This window comes from Sphingobium algorifonticola (genome assembly GCF_004005485.1).
Taxonomy (GTDB): Bacteria; Pseudomonadota; Alphaproteobacteria; order Sphingomonadales; family Sphingomonadaceae; genus Sphingobium; species Sphingobium algorifonticola.
Genome location: NZ_RZUL01000002.1, coordinates 799,644 through 815,727 on the forward strand (window position 1 = coordinate 799,644; position 16,084 = coordinate 815,727).

General features: G+C 61.5%; 13 protein-coding genes. 3 read left to right on the forward strand and 10 right to left on the reverse strand.

The genetic code is table 11. The features are described 5' to 3' along the window. Window positions 1-86: 86 nt before the first annotated feature. Together ENE74_RS08890 and ENE74_RS08895 are read left to right on the forward strand one after the other, a co-directional pair. Window positions 87-2,876 (forward strand): TonB-dependent receptor, encoded by a 2,790-nt coding sequence (locus ENE74_RS08890; RefSeq protein WP_164847421.1) that lies wholly within the window; start codon window positions 87-89, stop codon window positions 2,874-2,876. Window positions 2,877-3,125: 249 nt separating this feature from the next. Further along, window positions 3,126-3,929 carry a TetR/AcrR family transcriptional regulator gene (locus tag ENE74_RS08895; protein ID WP_127690482.1) on the forward strand — a complete coding sequence of 268 codons (804 nt, stop codon included), beginning with the start codon at window positions 3,126-3,128 and terminating at the stop codon, window positions 3,927-3,929. Here ENE74_RS08895 and ENE74_RS08900 read toward each other — a convergent pair. From ENE74_RS08900 to ENE74_RS08940, 9 genes are read right to left on the reverse strand one after another with little or no spacing between them, the layout of a single operon-like run. After that, window positions 3,908-5,917 (reverse strand): pyrroloquinoline quinone-dependent dehydrogenase, encoded by a 2,010-nt coding sequence (locus tag ENE74_RS08900; protein ID WP_241241900.1) that lies wholly within the window; start codon window positions 5,915-5,917, stop codon window positions 3,908-3,910. The two genes, ENE74_RS08895 and ENE74_RS08900, sit on opposite strands and share 22 nt — an antisense overlap. 1 nt (window position 5,918) lies before the next feature. Continuing rightward, window positions 5,919-6,158: a lipoyl domain-containing protein gene (locus tag ENE74_RS08905; RefSeq protein ID WP_127690483.1), complete on the reverse strand. Its 240-nt coding sequence runs from the start codon at window positions 6,156-6,158 to the stop codon at window positions 5,919-5,921. A 13-nt stretch (window positions 6,159-6,171) separates the two neighbouring features. Then, complete coding sequence (locus ENE74_RS08910; RefSeq protein ID WP_127690484.1) at window positions 6,172-7,164, reverse strand: alpha-ketoacid dehydrogenase subunit beta; 993 nt, start codon at window positions 7,162-7,164, stop codon at window positions 6,172-6,174. Window positions 7,165-7,180: 16 nt separating this feature from the next. Continuing rightward, window positions 7,181-8,176: a thiamine pyrophosphate-dependent dehydrogenase E1 component subunit alpha gene (locus ENE74_RS08915; RefSeq protein WP_127690485.1), complete on the reverse strand. Its 996-nt coding sequence runs from the start codon at window positions 8,174-8,176 to the stop codon at window positions 7,181-7,183. A 27-nt stretch (window positions 8,177-8,203) separates the two neighbouring features. Further along, window positions 8,204-9,502: a M24 family metallopeptidase gene (locus ENE74_RS08920; RefSeq protein ID WP_127690486.1), complete on the reverse strand. Its 1,299-nt coding sequence runs from the start codon at window positions 9,500-9,502 to the stop codon at window positions 8,204-8,206. A gap of 3 nt (window positions 9,503-9,505) precedes the next feature. Beyond that, the gene (locus tag ENE74_RS08925; protein ID WP_127690487.1) at window positions 9,506-9,973 is read right to left on the reverse strand and encodes a cupin domain-containing protein; all 468 of its coding nucleotides are present in this window, start codon (window positions 9,971-9,973) and stop codon (window positions 9,506-9,508) included. A gap of 20 nt (window positions 9,974-9,993) precedes the next feature. Next, window positions 9,994-10,755: an SDR family NAD(P)-dependent oxidoreductase gene (locus tag ENE74_RS08930; RefSeq protein ID WP_127690488.1), complete on the reverse strand. Its 762-nt coding sequence runs from the start codon at window positions 10,753-10,755 to the stop codon at window positions 9,994-9,996. Next, a complete protein-coding gene (locus ENE74_RS08935) occupies window positions 10,752-11,546 on the reverse strand; it encodes an SDR family oxidoreductase (RefSeq protein WP_241241901.1) in 795 nt (264 codons plus the stop codon). The genes ENE74_RS08930 and ENE74_RS08935 overlap by 4 nt, the downstream gene beginning before the upstream one ends. After that, window positions 11,543-11,857: a putative quinol monooxygenase gene (locus tag ENE74_RS08940; RefSeq protein ID WP_127690489.1), complete on the reverse strand. Its 315-nt coding sequence runs from the start codon at window positions 11,855-11,857 to the stop codon at window positions 11,543-11,545. The genes ENE74_RS08935 and ENE74_RS08940 overlap by 4 nt, the downstream gene beginning before the upstream one ends. 20 nt (window positions 11,858-11,877) lie before the next feature. On the opposite strand from ENE74_RS08940, the gene ENE74_RS08945 reads away from it, so the two are divergent. Then, the gene (locus ENE74_RS08945; protein WP_127690490.1) at window positions 11,878-13,389 is read left to right on the forward strand and encodes a tetratricopeptide repeat protein; all 1,512 of its coding nucleotides are present in this window, start codon (window positions 11,878-11,880) and stop codon (window positions 13,387-13,389) included. Between the two features lie 92 nt (window positions 13,390-13,481). Here the strand turns inward: ENE74_RS08945 and ENE74_RS08950 are convergent, their stop codons facing one another. Beyond that, on the reverse strand, window positions 13,482-15,851 hold the full coding sequence (locus ENE74_RS08950; RefSeq protein ID WP_127690491.1) for a TonB-dependent receptor: 2,370 nt from the start codon (window positions 15,849-15,851) through the stop codon (window positions 13,482-13,484). Window positions 15,852-16,084: the final 233 nt, after the last annotated feature.

Here is a 16,084-nt window from a genome sequence, read left to right on the forward strand (position 1 = left end):
GTTTAAGGGGATTGATGATGCTGAAGGTGAGGGCGCGCCGACTTTGTACAGTGCTGACTGCGGGGGTGGCGGTTCATGCCCTGATCATGCCTGCACTGGCTTCGGCGCAACAAAGTGCCGAGAGCCAGGCAATCCAGCCGGACCCGGCCGCGGGGTCAGATGCCGCGCAGACAGAAGGCGATTCGTCCCAAGACATTGTTATTACGGGTACCAGGCGCAGTCTGGAAGATGCACTTGCGACAAAGCGCGCCTCGTCCATCATCGTCGACTCGATCTCTTCCGAAGGCATAGGCAAGTTGCCTGACCTTAATCTGGCGGAGTCGCTTCAGCGTGTGCCAGGCGTTCAGATCAACCGAAGCGCGAACCGTCGTCAGGGTACGGTATCCATTCGCGGTTTGCCCGGCGACTTTGCGCAGACGCTGATCAATGGCCAGTATCTTGCCAGCCCCGATGTCTCCAATTTTTCTTATGGTACAGTCCGGTCCGAAGTCTTCAGCGGCATTGACGTTATCAAGGCGCAAGGCGCCGACCAATTGACCGGCGGGCTGAGCGGGTTGATCAATCTCCGTACCGGTAGCGCCATGGACGCGAAACAGGGCCTCGCCGTCAGCGTGGATGGCACTTATGAGGAACTCACGCAGAAAATAGCCCCGGGCGGTGCGGTAACGGCAGCGTATCAGATTGTGCCTGACGTCTTGGCCATTCGTGGTGCGTTCGGCTATAAGTCGAGCAACTTTCGTATCGATAATTTCCAAGTGAATACCTACGATCGTATCGCGGGCGCGACGACACCGACCGACAATACGGATGATATTCTGCGCCCCCGTGAAGTGCGGTTGCCCAATCAGCGGATCAAAAGCGATTCCCTGTCGGGTTCGTTCGGGCTGGAATGGCGGCCAAGCGACAGCCTCACGGCCGAGATTCTTGGTTTCTACAATGATTTCCGTTCCGATGCGGACCAGAACGAGTTTCTCGTTTCTGTCCAAAGCACTTCCACCGTCACGGCGCTGGGCAGCCCGGTACAGAGCGGGGATTTCGGCAGCACGATTTCCGCGCTGCGGATCGTCAATCCGCAAATCAATGTCGATACACGGCTGCTCACCGAAAAGTTTCGGACAGGTGCCATCACCGGCAGGCTCGCATGGACCAATGACGACTGGACCGTCACCGGTACCGGCCATTACACGAAGGCGACCCGCGATGTCCTTACGCAGGGTTACCAGTCCATTCAACGCGCCGTGGCAGGTGGCAACGGGTACAGCGTCGATATCGACACCGGGTCAGGTAAGCTCCAGGATGCCATTTTTAAGCTGACGCCGGGAGCCGGACAGCTCGTCGATCTTCAACAGAGATTTGGCGCGCCCATCGCGCCGACATATCGCGAAGTTCAGGCGACGGGTCGACCAGGCGCATCCTTCCTGGGCGGTTTTCGCAATCAGGATGAAAGCGAAGATGAGCTGAGCATTTCTCTGGATATCGCGAAGGCGTTTCAGTCGGGGCCGCTCAGCGCCATCCGGGTCGGCGCGGTCTATCGCGACAAGTCCCAGGATCAATCGCAATCGATCGCCGGCCTGTTTGGCGCCAATCTCGCATCCCTCTCGAACAGTTTCTATGGCTATTCGATCTTTGGCGGCGGTGCCAGCTATCTGAACGGAAAGGCCGATGGCATCGACCTTTCTGGATATGGGCAGCTTGATGTGCGCGCAATCACCGCGGCGATCACGCCGGTGTCGGGTGTGCCCGCAGGCAACGCCTATTTCATTGGGCCGGAAGGGCTGGTCAACTTCTTCGATTCCACCGCACTGTCGCTGATCTATACCAATTCGCAAAAGATATACGGCGGCTACGCCATGCTGGATATCGATCAGGACCTCAGCGACACGATCAAGGTGCGTGGCAATCTGGGGGTGCGTTATGAAAGGTCTGAGCGCGCCACCCAGGCGCAACGTCAACCCCAGGTGCTTTCGCTCGAATATGAGAATCTGTTGCCGTCCGCCAACCTGATATTCGAGTTCGGCCGTTCGCTGGTATTGCGCACGTCCTACACAGAGACGCTCCGCAGGCCGCAAGTTGACTCTTTTGCAGTGCTGCGCTCCGTCGCGGTCGATGGCACTGGCCAGATCGTGACGGTCGGCCTTGGCGCTGCCGATCTGAAGCCCTTCACATCCGAAAATCTCGACATCTCGCTGGAATGGTACAACCGTAACGGCAGCAGCATTTCGCTCATGGGCTTTCGAAAGAAGATCACGGATTATGCAGGGACCACCCGGATTTGCCCGTCCGATGGCGGAGGGTTCGGCTTTGGCGCTTTGACCGACGCCAGCGGGGTCTGCCGCACGGTTAATGCATCCCCGGCGCAGGGTAGTTTTCCTGCGGTGTTGCAGGGGGCCGCGGTAAACATCAACGTCACGGCCAATCAGGATGCTTTCGTCCTCTCCGGTTTCGAAGTGAGCGTTCAGCAGAACCTCGATTTTCTGCCCGCGCCGTGGAACGGCTTCGGCGGCCAGGTCAACTATACGAATGTCGATTTCGAGACCAAGGGCACATTCCGCCTCGGCGAAATATCCAAGCATACCGTCAACGCCATCGTCTATTATGAAGTCGAGCGATTTGGGCTTCGTGCCGCCTACAACTATCGCAGCGGATATTTTCTCGCGAGCGCAGGTACACAGACGGGTGCCGACCGGAGCGTCAAGTCCCGGGCGCAAATCGATCTTTCCGGTTCGCTGAACATTACCGACCGGCTGTCGCTGACTGCGGACGCATTCAACATAACCAATGCGCAACTGATCGAGTTCGAGGGCGCATCAAATCGGATACGCAATTATTTCGAGTATGGGCGGACTTATTCCGTGGGTGTGCGATACCGTTTCTGAACAATACCATATTCGCTTGCGCGGCGGGCCTAGCCGCGTCTGCGAAGGGATGATGTCAGTGCGCGCTGCCTCCGGCCATGTCCGCTGGACGGAAATGTTCTGTCGGACAGGATATGCGCGACTTTCGCGACAGCGTACATCGACTATATGGGGCTTCGGTACGAGAGCAGCATCGCGATATCGCGCGAAGTGGGCGCCCTGATTTGCAAGTTGAATGCTGTCTGCCCGCAGACTATTCTCGAAGCGAGAATGGCAGACAGTTCCAAATCCCCTATCAGCAGTTGGAGTGCCGAAGAACCGCTTGCGACGAGCAATGCAGCGCCAAAGCGTCGCAGAAAATATACCAGCGCCATCATGACAGAGCGACGCCAGCGGATCATCGATTGCGCGCATCGCATTTTGGGTGAAGGCGGCACGCAGGCGCTGACGATTGACCGCCTCAGCCGGGAAGCGGAAGTCGCCCCCAGAACCCTTTATCGCCTGTTCGAGGACAAGGAAGGCGTGATTCTGGCGACCGTTTCGGACCGGTTGCGTGAAGTCCGCGCGTCCATTGCCCGCCGCCAACGCGACTATACCATCGATGTCGTCTTTGACGAGCTAGACTGGATGGTATCGGAAATGCATCGGGACGCTGAATATGCACGCGTCGTGATCGGCTTCTATTTCTCGATGGAGCCGCGTGTGGATGCGATCCGCGAATTACGGTCCGTCGCTTACAACCGCTTTCGCAACTGGATGGACCGGGAAATCCGGCAGGGCCACACCCGCGACGATCTCGATCTGGAACGTATCGCGCAGGAGTTCGTGGCGACAGAGTTCCTAGTCTATCATCGCTGGGCCGTGGGCGCTGTCGATGGCGATCAGTGCCGTGTCGAATTGCACGCCAACTTCCTCAAAACAGCGGCGCTTGTTCTTACAGACCCTGTTCGCAGCACGTATCTCACAATGCTGGCCGACAAGCAGGCCTTACTTGGTACAAGTGCGATCGGGGCGCAGGCATCGACCAATCGCGCCGAACGTGATGCAGGCGATCAGTTCATCGGCAAGGCATAAGCGATAATCTGGTCCGACCGTTTGGTCTGGAACCACATATGCTGGCCCGAGGCAATGACCACAAATTGCCGTCCGCCCGCCATATAGCTCATCGGCGTGGTCTGGCTGCCGCCGGGCAGACTGTCGCGCCAAAGTTCCTTGCCAGAGGCCATGTCGATTGCCCGCAGATAGCCGTCCATCGTCGCCGCGATAAAGAGGACGCCGCCTTTGGTTGCGATCGGCCCGCCGATATTGGGCGTACCCAGGGTGAGATCAAAAGGCAGAGGAATTGCGACCTTGTCGTTGATGGTGCCCAGCGGAACGTCCCATAATGTCCGCCCGGTGCGCAGATCGATCGCTGTCAGCCCACCCCAGGGCGGTTTGGTGCAAGGTGCACCCAGCGGCGAAAGCAGCCATTCGCGCTTCACTTCATAAGGTGTGCCAGCCATCGGCGACACATCCTCGGTCGCAGACAGCTTGACTGTCCCACCTGCGCCTGGTGCCCGCTTGCGCAGACGGATGACCGAGGCAATACGGCTGGAGTTGATATAGTAAATCTGGCGAACCGGATCGATCGCCCCGGCGCCCCAGTTCGCCCCACCCGAAGCGGCAGGATAGGTGATTGTCCCGCGAGCGGTAATCGGCGTGAACAAGCCTTCGCTGCGATAGCGCGCGATCAGATCGCGACATTTGCCGCGGTCCCATGGGGTAAAGCCCCATGCCTCGTCCGGTTTTACCGATTGCGGCACAATCGGCTTGGGCAGGCGCGGGCGCGGCTGCGTCGGTGACAGCCATTCGCCGGGCATTGCGCCTTGCGGAACCGGCACTTCGTCTATCGGAAACAGTGGCGCGCCGGTCCTGCGATCGAGAACAAACACATAGCCTTGCTTGGTCGGCTGGACGAGCGCGGGGATCGTCTGGCCGTTGCGTTGAATGTCGATCAGCGTGGGTTGCGCAGGTGTATCATAATCCCAGATGTCGTGATGGATCAGTTGCCGCGCCCACACCAGCGCGCCCGTCCGCGCGTCCAGCGCGACGACGCTGTTCGCATGGCGGTTGTCACCAGGGCGCAGGCCGCCGTAATAATCCGGCGATGCGCTGGATGTGGGCAGGAACACCAGCCCGCGCTGCGTATCGGCGGAAATGACCGACCAGACATTGGCGGCCCCCGTTCTCGATCGGCTGTCCCCCATCCAGTCGCGATCGCTGCCGCCGGTCTGTGGTATCGGGTCGAACGTCCACAGCGCCTTGCCGCTCCGTACGTCATAGGCGCGGATGATGCCGCGCGGGGCATTGGCGCGCACATTGTCCAGCACCGAGGTGCCGATGACAATGCTCCCCGCTGCAATCGCGGCCGGAGCAGCCAACTTCACTTCACCGGGATGATGGAGCTTGCCCGGGTCTATCCGCACCGTGCCCTTGTCGCCAAACCCGTCGCAAAGCCTCCCGCTGCGGGCATCAAGCGCGATCAGCCGCATGTCTACCGTGGCAAGAATGATGCGCTGTGCGCAGGGTGTTTCCGGTGGCGCGTCTGGGGCGGTCCATTGCGATATGCCGCGGCAGATATATTGATCCGGCAGTTTGAAACGCGGATCGATCTTCGGATCGAATGTCCATTTCTCGCGCCCCGTCGCTGGATCGAGCGCGATCACCCGCGAAAAGGGGGTGCAGGTCACGAGCGATCCGGCCGCAAGGATCGGCGTCGTTTCGCTGGTGCTGTTCGCCAGCATCGCCTCTGGACGGCGCGAAAGCTCTCCGGTCGAATAGCGCCAAGCGACTTTCAGATGCCCGACATTGCCCGGCACGATCTGGGCCGCAGCTGTATAGCGCGTGCCCTCTGCGGTTGCGCCCCATTGGTCCCACGGTGTCTGCGCTGGCAGGCGGGTTGGGATGAACAGCGGTGGCAAGGGGGGATGTGCCATGCGCCACCAGATCGCCGCACCACCGCAAGCGACCGCCAGTAAAAGGCCAAGACCGACCCAGCGGCGCTTGCGTACCCCCTGCGCCATATCAGATCGCAATCGTGGCGATATGAGCGCGCACATCGGCGGATTCGCCTGCGCCGATAATGATCTCGGTCAGCGTGCCCGATCCGGGCGAGGGCACTTCGACGGTCGTCTTGGCCGCCTCCACCTCGACCAGCGGCTCGCCCGCTTCGACATGCTCGCCCACGGCCTTCAGCCAGCGGACGATTTCCGCGTCCTGCATCCCCATGCCGAATTGCGGGAGCAGCACTTTCATGTTGGCCATGATTGCGCTCTCCTTACGCTGACACTGGTCGTGCGGTGCCGACCAGTGTGCGGGCGGCCGTGACGATGCGATCAACCGTAGGGTAGAGCGCCTTTTCGATCGCGGGAGAGAAAGGCAGATGCGTGTCGGCGGTTGCGACCCGCAGCACCGGGCCGCGCAACGCATCGAACGCCTGTTCGACGATCAGCGCCGATATTTCGCTCGCCGCGCTGCATGTCTGATGCGCGGGATCGACGGTGATCGCACGCCCTGTCTTGCGCACCGATTTCAGGATCAGCGCCTTGTCGAGCGGCACCAGACTGCGCGGGTCCACCACTTCGATCGAAATGCCTTCCTTCGCCAGTACCTCCGCCGCCTTGAGCGCCAGCGGCACTGCCCCCGCTACGGCGATGACCGAAATGTCCGTGCCTTCGCGCTTGATGTCGCCCTTGCCCAAAGGGATCATGAAATCGGGGTCGTCCGGCATGTCGGATTTGCTGGTCCAGCAGGTGCTGTCCTCGAAACACAAAACCGGGTCATCGTCGCGGATCGCGGCCTTCAGCATCCCCTTCATGTCATAAGCGTTGGACGGCACCATGATCTTGAGGCCCGGCACGTTCATGAACATGGAATAGGGCCGGTCGCTGTGCTGCGCCGCGTTGGAATTGCCGTAGAATAGGCAGGTGCGGATCACGAGCGGCAGACGCGCCTGACCGCCATAGATATAGCGGGACTTGGCGATGATGCTCATGATCTGGTCCATCGCCGGATAGAGGAAAGAGGCGATCGTCGCATCGACGATCGGCCGCATCCCGACCATGCTCGCCCCGGCCGCTGCGCCGATGAACCCGTTTTCGGAAATCGGCGTGTCGCGCACCCGCTCCGTCCCGAAGGCCTCGACGAAGCCAGTGGTGGTGCCGAACACGTTGCAGATGATGTCTTCTCCCATGATGAACACGCGCGGATCGCGCGACATTTCCTCATGCTGGGCCTGGCGGATCGCTTCGAGATAGGTGGCTTTGGTCATGGGCTGGTCCTCGCCTTCAAGCGGTCAGATAATCGGGGATGGGCAGGCGATCGACGAACACATCGTCGAATGCATCGGCCTGTTCGGGATAGGCACTGTCGCGCGCGAATTGCAGGGCGTCGGCGACTTCGTCCGCAACCTCCTGTTCCATCGCGTCGAGGGTGGCGGCGGCCACGCCCGCTTCCAGAAGCCGCGCACGATAGAGCGTCAGCGGATCGCGTTTGCGCCATTCGTCCACTTCCGCGCCGCGATCGAGCAGGATGCGCCCCATGTTGACGGCATGATCGGCGTAACGATAGGTCTTGGTTTCCACCAGTGTCGGCCCGCCTCCGGTCCTGGCGCGTTCCACCGCCTCGGTTACCGCTGCCTCGACCGCATCCACATCCTGCCCGTCGACGATGATCGCCGGCATGGCATAGGCCTTCGCCCGCTCGGCTATATCTTTAACCGGCACGGCGGCGGAGGCGGGGGTGGAAACGGCATAGCCGTTGTTTTCGCACACGAAGATCGCGGGCAGTTTCCACACGGCGGCAAGGTTCATGCCTTCGTGGAATGCGCCCTCGTTGGTCGCGCCGTCGCCGAAGAAGCACAGCGCCACCCGGTCATTGCCTTGGAGCTTCGATCCCAGCGCCGCCCCGGCCGCCACCGGGATGCCGGACCCAACGATGCTGGTTTCCCCCAGGCTGCCCACGGAAAAGTCGGACAGGTGCATCGACCCGCCTTTGCCCTTGCAGATGCCTGTCACCTTGCCGAGCAGTTCGGCCATCAGCGGGCGCAGCTTTGCTCCCTTGGCGATGGGGTGGCCGTGGCTGCGATGCGTGCCGACCATGTAATCGTCGTTACGCAGCGCGATGCAGGCGCCGACGCCGGACGCTTCCTGCCCGGCGTAAGTATGCAGCGCACCGGGGATTTCGCCAGCGGCGTGGATGGCCTCCGCCTTGTCCTCGAAATGGCGGATACGCAGCATTCGGCGATATTTTTCAAGGCTGCGGTCATTGGGTCGATCAGTCATGGCGGTTCCTTGTGGGGATGGGGGCGGTCAGGCGAAGGCAGGTTCTGGTGGGGCGGATGTCTTGCCCGCGACGATCAGTTCGAGCGGGGCGGCATACATCGGCTCCGGCCCGGTGGCGGTGATCGCATAGACATTTTCCATGTGGCACGGGCCGAGCTTCGCGCCGAAGAACAGGCTGTCGAGGCTGATGAGCATGCCTTCCTCCATCACAAAGCCCTGTTTGACCCCGGACAGCCCGGCGGCGGGGTAGGGCAGCGGGATTTCGAGCGGCATCAGGCCGATCCCATGGGCGACGACGAGCAGCTTTTCGGGCGCGGCGACACCATGGGCCTTCAAATGCTCGTATCCGATCGCAGGCAGGCTGTTGGTCGATACCCCCGGGCGCAGCATGTCCACCATCTTGAGGAAACCGTCGCGCAGGATATCGTGCAGACGCTGATATTCGGGAGTCGGCGTGCCGATGACAGCGGTCCGGTTGATGTCGATCCAGAAGCCGTCAAGTACGCCCTGCGTCTCCAGAATGACGATATCGCCATCACGCAGGGCGCGGTTTCCGGCGGTGCGGAACAGGTCGGGAATGAAATCATCTCCGTCATAGCTGCCGCCAAACAGCATCGCGCCTTCATCAACGGGAATGACCCGGTTGCGGACCATGAAATCGCAGATGCCCGCCTGCACGTCGTTCCAGTCCACTCCGGCATGGAGCAGCGATCCGGCATGCGCGATGACGCGATCGGCCATCCTGCCGACGGTGCGATAGCGCGCGAGCTCGTCCGGCGTCTTGACCACACGCACTCGCATCATCAGGTCGAGGGCATCGCGATAGACATGCGGCGCGCTGGACATGGCGGCGGCAGAAAGGCGATGCTCGTCAAAGCCGATCGTGCATCCGGTCAGGCCGTGATCGACGATGGTCGCCGCCACCGCTGCGGCGATGTCGCTCTGGCATGTCCCTTTGATCGCGCCAGCAATCGCCATAGCGTCATCGGCGAGGCGGCTGCCGGGCCGGTCGGGATCGACATAGCGGCTGACTTCGCAAAAATTGAGCATGTCGAACGTGCGGATCTCGTCGAACGTACATTCCGGGCCATCCCTGTTGAGCACGGCAACGATGCCGAGATTGGCTTCGGGAATGACGAGGATGGAGGGCTTGGTCGGATCGGCGAACACGATCGCGGCAGCAAACGGCTCCATCTGCGTCCATCGTTCGAGCACCGAATGATAGCCGGTGGCGTAGCGCACATCGTGCGGATGGCTTAGCACAACGGCGTCCATCCCCTCGGCGGCGAGCATGGCGCGCAGGCGTGCGACGCGGGCGTTGGCCATGACTCAGGCCGCCGCAAGGGCGTCGTCGGCGCCCTCGTTCGATATGTCGGCAACCAGCGCGCCCTTGGAAAGATCGCGCAGAAACTCATGGTTCAGGATGAAGCGGACTTCGCCTTGCGCATCGGTGAAGGCGACCGCACCATGGCCCATGAACAGATATTCGGTGACTTGCTCACAGCGCGCCTCGCTATGGCGCGAACCGATCGGTTCATAGCCATAGGTTCCCGCCGGTGCGGAGCCGACGTCGTAGATCAGTTCGCCTTTGGTCACGAAATACTGGCCATGACCCAAATGCCAGTGCGGAGCGAAGGTCGCGCCTGGCTGCATCTCCACCCACAACACCCAGTCACCCGTCTCCTCGCTGTAGCGCAGCAGGCGGATGGTCGTGCCTTGCCCAAGTTCATGGGCGCGGGCATCGGCGATGTTGACGATCAGGTCGCCGGTCTTTCCGGCATCATGTTCCGCTGTCACCTTCAATCTCCTCCAAAGAATTACATGGTAGCCGTAAGGCCCTCGTCCGCCGCGATGACGGCGCCGTGGATCGCGCTGGACTGGGGGCTTGCAAGGTAAAGTATGAGGTCTGCTATCTGTGCCGGGTCCATGAAGAACTGGCGGCGCGGACTGGGATGGTTTTCCATCAGCGCAGCGATGGCCGCTTCGCCTTCCGCCGTACGCAGGCCCGCTGTCAGCGGCGTCGCCACTGCACCAGGGCAGACGCAGTTGATGCGGATGCCCCTTGGTCCCTGCTCGGCGGCAAGGGTGCGCGCGAGCATGGCGACCCCGGCCTTCGACGCGGAATAGGCACTGTCGCCAGCGCGCCCGGCAACACCGCTCACCGAGCTAACGAAGATGATCCGTCCCTCGCCCCGCGCGATCATGGCGGGGAGCACAGCCTGCGTGACGTAGAAGCTGCCTTTCAGATTGACGTCGATATGCCTGTCAAACAGCGCGATCGGGCTTTCCGGCACCGGATTGGGCTGCCAGATGGCGGCGTTGTTGACGAGAATATCCGGTGCGCCGATCACGTCGGTCAGCATCGCCACTGCCCGCGCCACCGCATCGGCATCAGCGATGTCGACTTGCTGCGCGGCGGCGACGGCGCCGCTGGCGATCGCCGCATCCAGATCGGCTTGCGGCGCGTTCGATAGAATGGCGACCTTCGCCCCTTCCGCCGCCAATCCGCGCACGACCGCTTCGCCGATCCCCGACGTGCCGCCTGTGACGAGCGCGACCTGTCCGGCAAAGCGTGTCATTGCGCAGTGTATCCGCCGTCCACCACCAGTTCGGAGCCGTGCATGTAGCCTGACTCGTCGGACGCCAGGAACCGCACCGCCTTCGCGATGTCGATGGGGTCGGCCATGCGCCCGATGGGATGGGCAGGCGCCAGTCCGGCAGCGGCCTCCTCCACGGACGGCGCGAAGCCGTTATCGACGAAGCGTTGCAGGATGTGATCCACCATGGTCGTCTTGACGCCGCTGGGATGCACCGTGTTGACCCGAATCTTGTAGCCCAGTGCCGAAAACTCCATCGCGCAGGCCTTAGAGAACAGCCGCACCGCGCCCTTCGACGCGCAATAGCCGGTGTGCAGCGGCGATCCGATCAGGCCCGCGACCGAAGAAATGATGATGATCGAACTGCCGAACGGACGCTGCGCGCCGGTGCGCTGCATCAGGTCGGCGGCGACTTTGGTGCCGAGGAAAGGCCCATCGACGTTGACCGCCATCTGCTTGCGCCACTGCTCGATGGTGGTGGTCTGCATCTTCTCGACCACCACGATGCCGGCGACGTGCACCAATATGTCGAGCGCGCCATGTTCCGCCTCGATCGCGGCAATGACTCGTTGCCAGTCCGCTTCCTGCGTCACGTCGAGCGGGTGATATGTGCTATTCGGCACATTTGCAGCCCATGCGGAGCCGTCCGCAGGAATGTCAGCCCCGATGACTGTCGCGCCGACCTCGGCCAGTGTGCGCGAGATCTCCGATCCGATGCCGCCAGTGCAGCCGGTGACGAGCGCCACCCGTCCTTCGAGCGAAGCGATCATCATGCGTCTCCCTGAATGTCGTTGTCGGTCAGCGGCGTAAAAAGAAGGATATCCGGTTCACCGTCGACGCAGGCCCAGCCCGCCGCGGACATTGCCTTGTGATAGGGCATGTCGGGATGCGCGGTGTAAGCAGCCTCGGTTGCGAAAATTTCGGTGAACACGAACAGTGCCGGATCATCCTGGCTTCGCATGACCTGAAAGATCGGTACGTCCGGCTCATTGGCACGAACATCTTTCTGGAGCTGCGCAACGAGCGCCGCGAAGCTGTTTGACTTTTCCGGCTTTGTGCGGACATGCATGAGTACGCCAATCATTCACTGAGGCCTTTCGATCGATGACTTCGGGTTTGCTGGATGAAGCGGTCAGGCTGGCGCAGGGACCAGATCCGGCGGCGGCGCGGCCGCTGATCGATGCGCTGCTGTCCAAACGCGACGACGATCCCGCCGCCCTCACGCTGCTGGGTCTCGTGGCACAGCGCACGGGCGACGACGCGATGGCGCTGGATGCCTTTGCCCGCGCGCGGGCAGGCGATCCGGACAATCCCGCTCGCATCGGCAATCATGCCATCGCGCTGAAACGCGTCGGGCAGTTTGCGGATGCTATCGCGGCACTGGAACGATCGCTGGTCCTGCGTCCCGGATCGGCTGTGACGCTGGCTAATCTCGGCTCCTGCCTGATTGCTGACGACCGGCCGCAGGCGGCCGAACAGCCGCTGCGGCAGGCCATCGCCGCGGACCCTCGGCATCTGGAGGCCTGGAACAATCTGGGCGTCGCACTGGCCCGGACGGGGCGACGAGCGGAGGCGATCGCCGCCTATCGGCAGGCGCTCTCGATTCGTCCCGATCATGTCGAGGCGGCCCTCAATCTCGTCGATGCGCTGGCGGCCGACGGCGAAGCCGACGCTGCCGAGACGATGGCCTATGCGCTGGTGAAACGATTGCCGGGACACCCGCGTGCCGCGAACCAGCTTGGCAGCCTGATGGAGGCGCGCGGGGCGCTGGATGCGGCAATCGAAACCTATGCCGGAGTTCTGGCGATAGGGCCGCTCAACCACCCGGTCGGTGTCAACCTCAGCCGCGCTCTGATCCGAGCCGGTCGGCATGAAGAGGCCGTCGGGTTGACCGACCGGTTGATCGTGGCGCTGCCCACCGTCACCACGCCGCTGGCGCTCAAATGCGCGGCGCTTGACCGGTTGGGCCGCAGCAGGGAATTGCAAGATTTGATGCGGCTGGAGCAGTTCGTGCGCGTGACGGACATTGTGTCGGCGCCCGGCTTCGACAGCGTGACAGCCTTCAACGCCATGCTGGAGGAGGAATTGCGCGCGCACCCCTCGCTGACGTACGAGCCGCAGGGGCTGGTAACCCGCAAGGGGCGTCAAAGCGACGATCTGGCGACGGCGGAAACGCCCGCCCTGCGCGCACTGGCGCATATCGCGACGCAGGCCTCGCGAGACTATGTTGCCGCCCTCGGGTCCGATCCGCATCCTTTCGTTCAGGCTGCCCCACACCACTGGACGCTGACGATGTGGGGCACGATATTGTCGTCCGGCGGCGCGGTGGAACCGCATATCCACGCGCCCAACTGGCTTTCGGGAGTCTATTATCCGACTTTGCCGCCGGAAGCCGCCCAAGGGCAGCAAGGCTGGTTCGCGATCGGTGCCTTGCCCGACAGCCTGGGTAACGGTGGGACGCGCCACCTCTACGAGCCGCGCGCGGGCCGGATGATCCTGTTTCCCTCTTATCTGTGGCACACGACTCAGCCTTTCGAGGGGGCGCAGGACCGGATCAGCTTTGCTTTCGATCTTGTTCCCAAGGATATCGGACGTCCGCACAGCCTGAAAAAATAGCCGGGTCGGCAAAGCCGACCCGGCAGGTGTTTCCCGATCGCAGTGAAAAACGGTGACGATCAGGAGGGGACGTATGGCTTTCATCGGGCCGCTCAGAACTTCGTCGCGAACTCGACGCCGAAAGACCGTGGCGGCGCATAGTTGGTGAAGTTGAACAGACCCGCGACGGAGTTGGCGGAAACCCGATATACTTTGTCGAGCAGGTTCCTGCCGAAAACAGACACCCGGTATTTTTCCGACGGATCGGACCAGTGAATGCTGGCACCGATCAACGTCCTTGCCTGTCCCTGCGTGAAGGGGGCGTTGAGGGTCACCGATTCATATTCCGACTGGTAATTGGCATCCGCGTTCAGGCTGACCTGGCCCCATGGCGCAGGCGGAAACGCATAGCTTGCCGTGACGTTGGCCGTGATCTTCGGCACGTTGCGCAATTTCAGGAACGACGCGTCCTCGTTGGTGCCGTTGCCATCGATGTCGGTAAAGAACTCGAGATATTTGGCTTTCTGATAGCCCATCGACGCGCCGAGCGTGAGGCCGTCGACCGGCACGGCACTCAGTTCAAGCTCCAGTCCGTAGACTTCGGCCTTGCCGGCATTCGTCGTACGCGTTTCCTGACCAGGCAAGCCGGTGATGGGGTCCACGAACGGGACCACAGCATCCCGCTGCAGATCATTGTACTTCACGTAGAATGCAGCAGCATTGAAGCGGAGCCGACGATCCGGCGTTTCCGTCTTCAGGCCGAGTTCGAAGCTGTCGGCGGTTTCTTCCCGGAAGGGCAGGGCCGACGTCGCAGACATCGCCTGCTCATTATAGCCGCCCGATTTGTAACCCTGGCTGTAGGTGAAATAATTGTTGATCCCATCCGCCAGCTCCCAGCGATAGCCTGCCCTGATCGTCGGCTTTGAGAACTTTGCGCTGTCCGAGTATTCCGGCCAGAACCCGGTCGCGATCGTCGAACGGCGCACCTGCGGCCGAACGGAAAAACTCTTTTCCTCTTTCGTGTAGCGCCCGCCGAGAAAGAGCGAAAAGCTCTGCGCCAGCTTATATTCCGCTTCACCGAACACCGCATAGCTGTCGACCTTGTAGTCCGCAGTCGACTGGTTCGGATCGGTCAGTGCCGTCGGATCGCCAAGGAAGCGCAGGAAGCCCAGGAGCGACGTGGCGTTGGCGTCCATCGTCTGGCCCCAGTACATCGCACCGACAGTCATCTTGAGGCTATCCGAAAAATCGGAGCTGAATCGTGTCTCCAAGCTGTATTGTTCGCGCACGTCGTCACGCGTCGATACGAACAGAAAGGCGTTCTCCCCAGTATAGTCCGACGGCAGGATGGATTTTACCCGACGGTATCCGCCGACCATCGTAATCGCACCGACACCATCGATTTTATGCTCGCCTCTCAGATACAGGCCATCGACATCGATGCGATGGCCATTGAGGGTGCCGGGACAGGTCGGCGTGGTGGCGTTGCCGACATTGTTCGCATCACCCGCGCACAGGGTTGTGCCGGTCTGGAAGGGGCTTCTGCCCGTGGTCTGGATACCGGGGAAACCCAGCACGTCGAACAGAAAGCCTGCGGGCGTCTCGTTGACGCTGGGCGGCGAGTCTCCGCGATCGCGCAGCAACTCATACGTCAGCATGAGGTTGGTATCTGGTGTTGGTTCCCACAGAAGCTTTGCGCGGCCGCTGAAATAGCGGGTGCCGCTGCGCCGCTTGCCGTTGCCGGGCAGGCCCTGCACGCCGTCGACCGCATTGTTCTTCGACATGCGGTAATAGCCATCGCCTTCCTGGAACGAACCGGCAGCACGGAAGAAAAGCGTGTCAGCGAGCGGGATATTGATCGAGGCCTTGACGTCCTTGGTGTCGAAGCTGGAATATCCAATACGCACTTCGCCGCCGAAGGTCCGTTCCGGGCGCTTGGTGATGACGTTGACCACGCCACCCACAGTGTTTTTGCCAAACAAAGTGCCCTGCGGCCCACGCAGAACTTCGATGCGCTCAATGTCGAACAGATCGAACAGCTGCGTTTGGACATGCGCGAGCACGAAATCATCGACGACAACGCCGATCGCCGGTTCGAACGTCAGGATGATGTCGCCTGTGGATTGTCCGCGGATCCCGATCGACGCAGCGTTGAAGCCAGGCACATTGGTAATGACGACGTTCGGCACATCACCTGCCAATGCCCGAATGTCCGTTGCGAACTTGCGGTCTATCGCCTGCGCCGAAAATGCGGTGACGGCGATCGGCGTATCCTGAAGCGATTCCGACACACGCCTGGCGGTCACTACGATTTCTTCAAGACCCGATACCTGCCCACGCTCCGCCGATGTCTGGGCGGTCGGCGCGTCCGAAGCAACCGGCGGGGCCTCCGTCTGCGCTATAGCGATGGTGCTGACGCCGCAGAACAGCACGCTTGCCGCTGCACCGAAAACGTAACGCGACCGTTGGCGGAATCCACCCATAGCATCCTCCCTCTCTAATTCCGGTCGCTTTTGCTGCGACTCGGAATGGTGATCGCTGTTCATGCAGCGACACCGATAAAAGAACATATATGTTCGTTTATTGAAAGAGGAAAAAGACAATCATGTCTGCTTTTTATGCAGAAGGCGGCATTCCAGATATTTCTCCATGAATTACAATATGCTAGATGACGATCATGCGATCGAAAGCGCAGGGCTTTGCCGATGCAGCATGT